The following is a 12294-nucleotide window of genomic DNA, read 5'->3' on the forward strand; positions in this document are numbered from 1 at the left end:
AAATTCCCCTATCTAATTTTTATTTAATAATAATATCAAACTCTTCTAAAAGATTTATAACTTCGCTCATAGAGAATTTAGCTTTTTTTATATTATTTCTCTCAGGGCTTATTCTATAATTTAATGAATCTATGAAATTTGCTTTAGATAAATTAGTATTTTCAAATATACTCTCTTCAAGACTTGATCTTGAAAAATCAGCTCCTCTTAAATCTGCATTTATAAAATCACTTGAAAAAATATTGCACTCTATAAACTTAGTCTTTGGAATTTTAAGTTCTGCAAAACTACAACTTTGTATAATACATTTTAAAAATTCAAAGTCGATTATAAATCTATCGCACTTAGTAAAATCTACTCCAACTATTTTACAATCAATAAACTTAACTCCTCTAAATTTTGAATGATAAAACTTAGTTAACGAAATATTACATTCTTTAAAAGTACAGTCTTCAAAATTAGCTTCTAGAAAATTACTTCCTGTAAAATCGCACTTATCAAAAATACATTCTTCAAAATTTATTTCTCTTATTTCTTCATTTCTAATATTTAATCTATCAAATTTTTCTCTTTCATAATCTAATCTTGTAAAAATTTCCATAATAAAAAGCTCCTTTATTAAATATTATATTTATTAAAAGGGCTTTTTCTATAATTAAAACTTTATCTATGCCCTATTTTATATTCTAATTCTATATTTTTACTTTTATAAAAGCAATATATTTAAAAACATACTTTGATTAAATACTATATTAAGACTATAATCAACTTATGAGGTGATTATATTTGAATTATATGAACATGTTAAATAGCTGCAATTTATGTATTCGTAATTGTGGTGTAAATAGATTAAAAGGTGAAACTGGTGCCTGTAATTCAACAGATAAAGTTAAAGCTTCAAAAGCTTATCTTCATATGTGGGAAGAGCCACCAATTTCATTAGATACAGGATCTGGAACAGTATTTTTCTCAAATTGTAATTTTAGATGTGTATTTTGTCAAAACCATGAAATAAGTCAGGAAAATAAAGGTGCTTTTATTAGTAACTTAGAACTTTCTAATATTTTTTTAAATCTTCAATCTAAAGGAGCTAACAATATAAATTTAGTTACTCCAACTCACTATGTTCCACAAATAATTGAAGCTTTAAAGATTGCAAAAAGTAATGGTTTAACTATACCTATTTTATATAATACAAATGGCTATGATTCACTAGATACAATTAAAGCTCTTGATGGATACATTGATGTATATCTTCCAGACTTTAAGTACTATGATGATAAATATGCAATTAAATATTCAAAAGCACCTGGATATAGAGATAATGTAATTAATATTCTAAAGGAAATGTATAAACAAGTTGGAGTAAATAAATTTGATGAAAAAGGAAGAATGACTAAAGGATTAATAATTAGACATCTTATGCTTCCAGGCCTTTTATTTGATTCTAAAAAAGTTATTGATACTATTTATTCACACTTTGGGGATAATGTTTATATAAGTATTATGAATCAATATACTCCTATGTTTAATGCTTTTAAGTATAAAGAATTATCTAAACCATTAAATCCAAAGCTTTATGATAGCTTAATTGATTATGCAGCAAGCATTGGTGTAAAGAATGCTTTCATCCAAGAAAGTGGAAGTAATACAGATGAATTTGTTCCCTCTTTTGACTTAGAAGGAATATTATAATTTGATATGTTTTTTTAAATTCATATAAATACTAAATAGAGGTGATATATTATGGAACAAAAAAAATTCACATTAAAACCATTACCTTATGCTTATGATGCACTAGAGCCTTATATTGATGAAAGAACTGTAACTATTCATCATGACAAACATCAAAAAACTTATGTTGATAATCTAAATAAAACTTTAGAAGGTCATGAAAAGTTACAATCTAAGTCTTTAGAAGACATACTTAAACACATTGATAAAGTTCCAAAGGAAATACGTCAAGCTGTTATCAATAACGGAGGCGGAGTATTTAACCATGAATTTTATTGGGATTCAATGGGCCCAAATAAAGGTGGAGAACCTACTGGAGAGTTAAGAAAAGCAATTGACTCCGCTTTTGGTTCTTTTGAAGATTTCAAAAAGAAACTAGTAGCTACTTCCCTAGCTCAATTTGGTTCTGGATACGGCTGGCTTGTTCTTAATAAGAAAAATAAGCTTGAAATAGTATCTACACTTAATCAAAATTGCCCATTATCAAATGAACAAACACCACTACTTAATATTGATGTTTGGGAACATGCTTATTATTTGAAATATCAAAATTTACGTGTTGATTACTTAAACAATATCTTTAACCTTATAAACTGGGATGCTATAAACGAAAGATATTTAAAAGCATGTCATAAATAATAAAAAAGTTCTTTCTTAAGATAATATCCTTCTTAAGAAAGGACTTTTTTATTTAATATTATATATCTATATAATAAACTTTTAATTATATTCTACATTTTTTTCAATATATTAGTTTAAATTGCTTATTTTCTTGCTTTCCCTTATATAAAGGAAAAGTTTCACTTTATTTTTTTGCCGTATTGGATTAAAATTAAAGTTAAATGTGTAATATATAGACATAACTTATAGATTGCTTATAGCAACCTTTTAAATATATTTAAGGAGGGGTAATATTTATGTCAAATGATGTAAATTCATCTAACTTCATTAGAAACATTATTATTGAAGATTTAGATAGCGGAAAACATGATTCTATAATAACTAGATTTCCACCTGAACCAAATGGTTATCTACACATAGGTCATGCTAAATCAATTCTTTTAAACTTTGGTCTTGGTGATGAGTTTAAGGGAAGAACAAATTTAAGATTTGATGATACAAATCCACTTAAAGAGGATACTGAATATGTAGAATCAATTAAGGAAGATGTACAGTGGCTTGGTTGTAACTGGGATGAATTACACTTTGCATCAAGTTATTTTGATGAAATGTATAAAAGAGCTCTTCTTTTAATAAATAAGGGATTAGCATACGTTTGTGACTTAACTCCTGAAGAAATGAAGGAATATAGAGGAACTTTAACTGAACCTGGTAAAGATAGTCCTTATAGAAATAGATCTGTAGAAGAAAATCTTGACCTTTTTGAAAGAATGAGAAAAGGTGAATTTAAAGATGGAGAAAAAGTTTTAAGAGCAAAAATTGATATGGCTTCTCCTAATATGAATATGAGAGATCCTATAATTTATAGAATTTCACATGCAATTCACCATAATACAGGTGATAAATGGTGCATCTACCCAATGTATGACTTTGCTCATCCACTTGAAGATGCTATAGAAGGAATAACTCACTCAATTTGTACTCTTGAATTCGAAGATCATAGACCTTTATATGATTGGGTTGTTAGAGAATGTGAAATGGAAAGCATCCCAAGACAAATAGAGTTTGCAAGACTTAACATGACTAATACTGTTATGAGTAAGAGAAAGCTTAAACAATTAGTTGATGAAAAAATAGTTGATGGATGGGATGACCCTAGAATGCCAACTATTTCAGGTCTTAGAAGAAGAGGATATACTCCAGAATCAATAAGAAACTTCTGCGCAGCTATTGGTGTTGCTAAAAATAATTCAGTAGTTGATGCTCAAATGCTTGATTACTTCTTAAGAGAAGATCTTCAAACTAAGGCTCCTACTGCTATGGCTGTTATGAACCCACTTAAGGTTGTAATAACAAACTATCCAGAAGGAAAAACTGAAATGCTACCAGTTCCTAATAATCCAAAGAACGAAGAACTTGGAACAAGAGAAGTTCCTTTCTCAAGAGAAATCTATGTTGAAAGAGATGACTTCATGGAAGTTCCAGTTAAAAAGTACTTTAGATTATTCCCAGGTAACGAAGTTAGACTTATGGGAGCTTACTTCATTAAGTGTAATGATGTTATAAAGGATGCTGACGGAAATGTAACAGAACTTCACTGTACTTACGATCCTGAAACTAAGAGTGGTTCTGGATTTACAGGAAGAAAAGTTAAAGGAACAATTCACTGGGTTGATGCTAAAAATGCTGTACCTGCTGAATTTAGATTATATGAACCTTTAATATTAGATGTTGAAGATGGAAATGTTGATAAGAACTTCTTAGAACAAATAAATCCAAATTCAATGCAAGTTTTAAATGGATTCATAGAACCAATTGCAATTAATGGAGCAAAACCACTAGATAAATTCCAAATGGTTAGAAACGGATTCTTCTCAGTAGATAAACATACTAAAGACGGTAAGTTAATCTTCAATAGAATCGTTCCACTTAAGAGTTCATTTAAATTAAAATAATATTTTAAATAAAAAAGTACCTTTAGAAAATTTCTAAAGGTACTTTTTTTCTTAAAATAAATATATTATTATTTATTAATTCTTTCTTTCAGTTACAAGCTTATTAGTAAATGTACTATTCATTTTTTCTGAAATAAATGTGTTATTAAAGAAGTTACTCTTAGCTTCAAATCCTTCTTGAACTGTCTTAAGTCCATCTCTCTCTATTAATGTTTGTTTATCTGAGAAAAGATTTGTTCCAAGTCCTAATTTATCTCCTTCTATTTGTACACCCATACTTGCTAAAATTGTTGGATACATATCAACTGGTGAGAATTTTCTATTGTTTACTCTAGTTGTTGTAGTAGCTGGGTTAAGTATTAAGTTAAATACTGTTCTATGATATGATTTATCAAAATCCTTAAAGAATTTCTTATCCATGCTTAAATGGTCTCCTGTTACTACTATTGTTGTATCCTTATAGAATGGTTGTTTTTGAATCCATTTTATGAAGTTAACTGCTTCTTTTGTTGAGTAAGAAATAACATTTGCATATTGTGATGCATGTTTCTTAGCTGCATGTTTTGATAAATAACCATCTGGGAAGTGCGTATCTGCAGTTTCCATTGTGAAATTAAATGGCTTTCCAGTCTTTGATAAACGTGTTATTTCATCTTTAGCATATTTATATAACTTATCGTCTTCAAATCCCCACCAAACGTTATAGTCTTGTGGTATTAATTTCTTTTCTTTTGCAGCCTTATAGTCAAATATGTTAAAGTCACCATGTGTTCCAAAGAATGTAGTTAATCCTCCAAAGTCAGCATCTGCACCAAACATTATTGTTTGTTCATATCCTTGTGCTTTTAATATATCTCCTATACTAACAGCACCTGGTAAGAAGCTACCTGATTTACCATAAGAGTTACCCCCCATTGGAATCTTAAGAGGAAGTCCTGTACTCATATTAACCATTGATGCTACTGACCAACTTGATCCATAAGTTTGATATGGTCCTCCAAATTTATTTGATTCTGAGAAGTGAATTCCTTCCTTAGATAATTCAGTAAGTTCTGGCATTAAATTTTCCTTCATATATCCACCTAAATCTTTAGATAGATATGAATTTTCTACTGATTCTAAATAAATATGAATTAAATTTCTCTTCTTCTCTGGGAAAGACATCTTAACATTACGTGGATCGACATAATTATCTTTTATGTAACTTGAATCTGAAACATAAGCTTTATAAACTTTATCTAAGCTTAATTTCTTTGCTCCATATGTTACTCCACCAACAAGGCAAATAATTGAGAATATAAAAGTTATTATTCTTAAATATTTTTGATTTAATATTCTTCTTTTAACATTTTTGATATTTAAAAATACATCATATTTAAAGTTTAAAACTATTAAGAATATTACAATACAAGCCACCCCTGTAAATACTGGTGTCATCATAATCTCCGCATACATATCAGAGCTTGTACCTTTAATTGGTGAATTTAAATTGAATAAAAATTGCTCTGGCGTGATATTTCCAAAGTAATCAATAAACCATTTAGAAAATGATACGAAAAATACACCTATACCAACAAATATAACTGATATAACTTTTATTAGTGTTAGTTTCCAACTTCCTTTAACTTCCGCTTTAGCAAAAGTTACTTTTGAATTAATCATTCCTTTTACAGCTAAATATATTAATCCGCAAATTAATGCAAATATAATATATTTAATTGAAAATGAAGTTTTATACATATTACCTTTAAGTACATTATGTTTATTTAATACAAACTTTAATATACTTAAAGATACTATATTAAGAAATACTAAGCATATAATGAAATCCTTTATGGTGCTTAAAATTCTTTTTTTTCTTTCAAATATAAGATAATTCGCAAGAGCTATTATTACTCCAGGAATTAAATAACTTATTATTTGCATAAGTCCCCCTCCAAATTATTTAATTTAAAATTTGTGTAAATTCATACATAATTATATCATAATGTACTTATTTAATATATAGAATTTACTTCCTATTGAATTTATTCTATATTTTTTAAATTTTATAATACTTTTTTTTAAATATATGAAAAAAGACACATTTATTTTTATTATTTAAAACTAAATGTGTCTCTCTCTTGCTTTTAATTTATATAATAAATTATATTTTTTCTATATATTAGCGAATTTCTTAAATCTATCTCTAACTTTATCTTCACCCATTATTTGCATTATTGTATAAAGATCAGGTGTATTTGTTCTATGAGTAAGTGCTGCTCTTACTGCTCCTGCAACATCTGAAACCATTCCTTTGAAGTTTTCTGGATTGCTCTTATATTCTTTTCTATTTGTTGCGTATCCAAGTTCTACAGCTAAAGCTTTAAGTTCTTCAAACCAAGTTTCTTGATCTGTGTTAAAGTTATATACTTTAGCATAGTTTTCAATTATATTCTTAGCATCTTCTAAGTTTAAAGTCTTTGGTAATTCTACATCTTCTGCTGTTTCTTTATCGAATAATTCATCAAAGAAGTAGAATATCTTTTCACGAACTTCATTCCATTTACCGAAGTCTTTTCTTGGCTTTGGACCTTCTTTATCTATGTTGAATACTTCTTTCATCATAGCTTCTTTTTTAGTTACTAAATCGTACATTTCTTTATCAAAGTCTTTAGCCCAAGCTACATAGTAGTCGTAAACTACTTCAGGTTTCATCTTACAAATTACATTTTTACTTACATCATGAAGTTTAACTATATCAAATAATGCTCCTGATTTACTCATCTTTTCAAGTGAAACTGGGAATTCATGATAATCTGCATCTGGATTTTCAGCTCTCCAATCTTCAAAGCTTGAGTTTATAATGTTTAGTAAGTATTCTATAACTGAAACTGATGGATATCCTTCTTCTCTATAGTAACTTACAGCACTTTCTGGATCTTTTCTCTTTGAAAGCTTTCTCTTTGAACCATTTTCTGTTTTCATTATTGTTGGAACGTGAGCATAGTTTGGTCTCTTAAATCCTAAAACATCAAATAATTGAAGATGTGTTGGAAGTGATGATAACCATTCTTCTCCTCTTATTACGTCTGTTGTATGCATTAAAGCATCATCAATAACGTGTGCGAAATGGTAAGTTGGAAGTCCATCTGATTTAATTATAACAACATCTTGAAGATTTTCTGGGAATGAAACATCTCCTTTTATTAAATCGTGGAATTCTATTCTTGCATCTTCTTTTCCTGGTGATTTTAATCTTATGATATATTCTTCACCATTTTCAATTTTCTTTATTGCTTCTTCTACAGGAAGGTCTCTATATATTGCATATTTACCATAGTATCCTGTAGTAATTTTTTCAGCCATTTGCTTTTCTCTTATTTCATTTAATTCTTCTGTTGTACAGAAACATGGATAAGCAAGACCTTTTAATAATAAGTCTTTAGCAAAAGCTTGGTATATATCTCTTCTTTCACTTTGCTTATATGGACCATAAGCTCCCTTATCAGTATTTTCCCCTGTTTGACCTTCATCAAAATCCATACCGAAATTATGCATTGTAGCTATTGTATCTTCTATAGCTCCTTCAACTTCTCTCTTTTGGTCAGTATCTTCTATTCTTAAATAGAATACTCCACCACTTTGATGAGCTAATCTTTCATTAATTATTGAAGTATAAACTCCGCCTATATGTTGGAATCCAGTTGGAGATGGTGCATATCTTAAAACTCTTGCTCCTTCTGCTACTTTTCTATCTCCATATTCTTTTAAGTAATCTTCTCTAGTCTTTAAATCTTTTTTAAAGATTAAATTTGCTAATGCTTCTCTACTCATTACATTCATCACCTTTCTTATATTAAAAAAAGCCTTTTCATCCTAAACTTTTTAGGACGAAAAGACTACTAACTTCTCGCGGTACCACCTAAATTAACTAAAGAATATTATATATTCTTTAAGTTCACTTATCTTTCTCTATAAGGGGAGATAACCCAGAACTTACTACAAGAAATTTCTCTTTCGGTTCTACGCTCCAAAGCTTCCTTCTATGATTTTATTTATTAGGATCTCACCATTTCCTAACTCTCTTTGAAATAAAGGTTCATATACTCTTCTTCTTCATAGCACATATATTATTATTCTAACTTTCGTTTATAATTATACCCTTATTAAATATTATTGTAAACATCATAAATTATGAAATAATTATTTCATAATTTTATAATTGTGACTTTTTTTATTCACACATTATGTCATATTTTAAGTGAAATTGCATTATTAAAATATATAAATGTAATTATTTACACACTATATATTTTTGCAACAAAAAAACGCAACCCTTGGGGCCAGGTTGCGCTTTAGCAATAAGCAATAAATAAAAAGGGGGCTATTTATTCCTTTTATTTATCCTTGCAATAGTATTATATGTTACTAGTTTATAAAATGCAAGTAATTTTATAACTTTTATTCATTTTATGGAAATTTATGAATGATTTTCTTGCAGTCTTTCCCATCATTCGTTAAAAGCTTTTTAATTGGGCTAATTCTTCCTCTGTCAGTTCTCTATATTCGCCTTCTTCTAACTCTTCATCTAAACTTAATCCACCAAATTCTATTCTCTTAAGATATACAACTTTCTTATCAACAGCTTCAAACATTCTTTTAACTTGATGGAACTTTCCTTCTTGAATTGTTAAGTTAATTTCTGAACCTTCATCTGATGCATTTAATATTTCAAGTTTTGCTTCTTTGCAAACATAACCATCATCTAATGTTATACCTTTCTTAAATGCTTCAATATCTTTTTCTGTAACTTTCTTATCTATTTTAGCATAATAAACTTTATCGACTTTCCATTTAGGAGATATTAATCTATGATTTAATTCCCCATCATTAGTTAGTAATAATAATCCAACTGTATCTTTGTCTAATCTTCCTACTGGGAAAGGATCAAAAGCTTGATGGTCAATTTCTAAAAGGTCTATAACAGTTTCATCTCTATTATCATGAGTTGCAGATATAACACCATCTGGTTTATTCATCATAAGATATATGTACTCTCTATAGAAAATTTCTTCTCCATTTATTTTTATTACTGACTTTTCTGGGTCAACATTCATAGAACTATCTTTTACTATAACTCCATCAACTTCTATTAAGCCTTTTCTAGCTATAGCTTTTATTTCTTTTCTACTTCCATATCCTAAATTTGATATAATCTTATCTAATCTTTGCACCTTTATAAACACCTCTTACTTTCCTTAATTAAGTTTCATCTTATTGTATTATTAATTTAATGAAAAAGCAATTTTACTTAGTTTAATATAAAAAGTAAAAGAAAGTGGCATTTTAAACCACCTTCTTTTATACTTCAAATTCATATACTGAATAATCTTCATAATTAACTCTTTTATAAAAACTTTTTGCAAGAACCATAACTTTGTACTTTCCTTTTGAGAATGGAATAAATGTATAATATCTTTTCTTACTATAACTTTGAGCTTTTACCCAATTTCCTTTTTCCATTAAGTAAAACTCATAACAAACATCTTTTCCACCTGAGCTTTCAGCCCAGAAATTAACTTCTTTATTTTGTATAATTCCTTCTTTACCAACAGTTATCTTCGTATCAGTAACTGGAGTTGCTTCATGAACATATATGCTTACTTCCTTTTTAGTATCATACATACCTTCACATTTAATATTTTTAGCATATACTTCAAAAGTATACTTACCTGCGCATTTTGGTTTTACAACAAGCTTTTTGTTATTCATAAAACCTGTTTCTTCAACTTCATGTCCATTTATTTTAGTTGCAAAATTAACTAATACATTTTTAGTATTTTGAACTATAGCTTCAACATCAATTTTGTCTCCAACTAAAAATGTTTCTTTACATGGTAGTAATATATAATCTATACTAGCTGCTATATAATCTTTAATATTTATAAATAAACTTGATTGTGCATCATAATCTTCTAAAGAGAATTTATCTTTAACTCTTATATCAATTTCATAATCGCCTTTTTCTTCTGGAGTGAAGTTAAGCCAATTTGTTTTCCCATAATCTATTCTGTCAACTTCTCTTCCATCTCTAAGTATTACAAACTCATATAAAAGTGTTGAGCCACCTTCTGCTATTACTCTAACGTTTATTGGCGTCTTTATTAACGCTTCTCTTCTTTGGTCTGAAATTACATCTAAAATTCTTATTGGTTTATCACTTTTTTTATCAATATCAAATAATATTACTTTCTTATCTTCATAGTCTCCTTCATAAGAAATATCTTTAGCATATAAAGTTACTTTATATGATCCCTCTTCTTTAGGACACCAATAAAACTCTTTGCTTCTTGTATAACATGAATCTTCTGCTATAGGACCTTCAACTATATATCTATAAACTAGTTCTCTTCCACCTTTAGCTTCAGCTTTAAATGTTATATCTGTTCCTGAAGCCTGTGGAGATTTTACATCTGCTTTAAAGCTTCTTATTTTAACTTCATTGTATGGAGTTACCTTATACACCATAACGGCTCTATCATCGTATTCTTTATTTGAGAAAATATCTCTCATTAAACATAATAGCTTGTACTCACCAGGTTCACTTTCTTGGAAGCTAACTATTCTTCTTGATGAGAAATCTTGTATGCATACTACTCTTCCTTCACTATCCATTCTTACGAATTTAAATAAAAGAGGTCTCTCTTCTCCACAAGATGTTTCAACCTTAAATACTAGCTCTTCATTTAATAATAATTGTTCTGTTAAGCACTTAAAATCAGTCAGTTCAATTTTATTTTTTTCTTTTACATTAATTTTTATTATTTTAAAATCATCTACATTTTCCTTAGAATCAATTCTTTTACATTCTATTAGAATTTCTTCTTTACCTTCTTTAGTAAGGGTATATAATAATATATTATTTGTTGAATAGTCTCTAATTGGTTCCCAACCAACTTCAGCTCTTCTCCAAAATCTATATAATAACGTTCCCTCTTCTCCTATTACTTCTATATTTGCTTTTTCTCCAATAAAATATTCTTCTTTACCTATAATAATATCCTTAATCACTTTATCTTCCCCTGCGTACTTTCCTATTATATATTCTTCTCTTGCTAAATATTCAAATGGTTTATCCGAACCCTTTCTTTTACCTTGTACCATGACCATATAGTTTCCATCTTCTTTTGGAGTCCAAACGCAAGAACTTTTATTATTAAATTCCTTTATAGTATTCCATACTCCATCATTACCAATTATAACTTTAAAATCTATCTCTTCCTCAAATTCAACAGCAATCTCAATATTTTCATTAGCTTGCTGAGGACTTTTTTTATCAAATAAAATATTCATTCCACCCATACACTTCACCCCATATAAAAAACTCCTATCATTTATTCTATTATACTACAATACCATTTTTTGTAAATATTTTTCCATAATTCTCTTTTTTATTATACATCATTTCATACTATGATTATATAAATAGATTATTTTCTTTATAATATATAAAAATAAGACTTATATAAAATATCAAAATTATTTTATATAAGTCTTAAGAATTTAAATTATATTCTATTATTGCTCTTAAATTGTTTAATAATCTTTCTTCATCTTCAAAGCTTCTTTTCTTAGGGCCTTTAAATCTACCACCAGCTTTTCTTATTTTTTGAGATACATGTCTTTGTTCTAATAATAAATCTATATTTTCTTCAGAATAAATTTTCCCTTTAGGACTTATTACTTTAGAACCTCTTGGAAGGCACATTGCTGCAACCCCATAATCTTGAGTTATTACAATATCACCATCTTTAGAATTGTTTACTACATACATATCTACGCTTTGAAAGCCACTATCAACAACTACAACTTTTGAATAATCACTTTGTATATAATGATGGATATCAACAAATATATTTACTTCTATTGCATATTCTTTTGCTAAATTTTCAATTTTGGAGATGCTTGGGCAAGCATCTCCATCAATTATTATTTTCATATA

The 12294-nt window shown here is 28.1% G+C and carries 9 protein-coding genes and 1 other annotated feature; of the genes, 3 read left to right on the top strand and 6 right to left on the bottom strand.

Going from position 1 to position 12294, the window contains the following annotated elements; all coding sequences use genetic code 11:
• Window positions 1–19: 19 nt before the first annotated feature.
• On the bottom strand, window positions 20–601 hold the full coding sequence (locus ACZ5TJ_RS13285; protein WP_464200350.1) for a pentapeptide repeat-containing protein: 582 nt from the start codon (window positions 599–601) through the stop codon (window positions 20–22).
• Window positions 602–786: 185 nt separating this feature from the next.
• Here ACZ5TJ_RS13285 and ACZ5TJ_RS13290 point away from each other — a divergent pair, with 185 nt between their 5' ends.
• From ACZ5TJ_RS13290 to ACZ5TJ_RS13300, 3 genes are all read left to right on the top strand, one after another.
• The gene (locus ACZ5TJ_RS13290; RefSeq protein WP_464200351.1) at window positions 787–1695 is read left to right on the top strand and encodes a radical SAM protein; all 909 of its coding nucleotides are present in this window, start codon (window positions 787–789) and stop codon (window positions 1693–1695) included.
• A 51-nt stretch (window positions 1696–1746) separates the two neighbouring features.
• The gene (locus ACZ5TJ_RS13295) at window positions 1747–2373 is read left to right on the top strand and encodes a superoxide dismutase (RefSeq protein WP_464200352.1); all 627 of its coding nucleotides are present in this window, start codon (window positions 1747–1749) and stop codon (window positions 2371–2373) included.
• Between the two features lie 278 nt (window positions 2374–2651).
• A complete protein-coding gene (locus tag ACZ5TJ_RS13300; protein ID WP_464200353.1) occupies window positions 2652–4310 on the top strand; it encodes a glutamine--tRNA ligase/YqeY domain fusion protein in 1659 nt (552 codons plus the stop codon).
• Window positions 4311–4385: 75 nt separating this feature from the next.
• On the opposite strand, the gene ACZ5TJ_RS13305 is transcribed toward ACZ5TJ_RS13300, so the two are convergent.
• The 5 genes from ACZ5TJ_RS13305 to ACZ5TJ_RS13325 all read right to left on the bottom strand — a co-directional run bounded on the left by ACZ5TJ_RS13305 (window position 4386) and on the right by ACZ5TJ_RS13325 (window position 12291).
• Window positions 4386–6236, bottom strand: a complete 1851-nt coding sequence (locus tag ACZ5TJ_RS13305; RefSeq protein WP_464200354.1) for an LTA synthase family protein — start codon at window positions 6234–6236, stop codon at window positions 4386–4388.
• A 231-nt stretch (window positions 6237–6467) separates the two neighbouring features.
• A complete protein-coding gene (gene gltX, locus ACZ5TJ_RS13310) occupies window positions 6468–8126 on the bottom strand; it encodes a glutamate--tRNA ligase (RefSeq protein WP_464200355.1) in 1659 nt (552 codons plus the stop codon).
• A 49-nt stretch (window positions 8127–8175) separates the two neighbouring features.
• Window positions 8176–8421, bottom strand: a binding site (T-box leader).
• Between the two features lie 388 nt (window positions 8422–8809).
• Complete coding sequence (locus ACZ5TJ_RS13315; RefSeq protein ID WP_055208530.1) at window positions 8810–9526, bottom strand: pseudouridine synthase; 717 nt, start codon at window positions 9524–9526, stop codon at window positions 8810–8812.
• Between the two features lie 127 nt (window positions 9527–9653).
• Entirely contained in the window at window positions 9654–11654 is a 2001-nt protein-coding gene (locus ACZ5TJ_RS13320; protein WP_464200356.1) for a triple tyrosine motif-containing protein, read from the bottom strand.
• 193 nt (window positions 11655–11847) lie between these two features.
• Window positions 11848–12291: a YaiI/YqxD family protein gene (locus ACZ5TJ_RS13325; RefSeq protein ID WP_464200357.1), complete on the bottom strand. Its 444-nt coding sequence runs from the start codon at window positions 12289–12291 to the stop codon at window positions 11848–11850.
• Between the last annotated feature and the right edge of the window lie 3 nt (window positions 12292–12294).

The organism is Clostridium budayi (assembly GCF_055396605.1).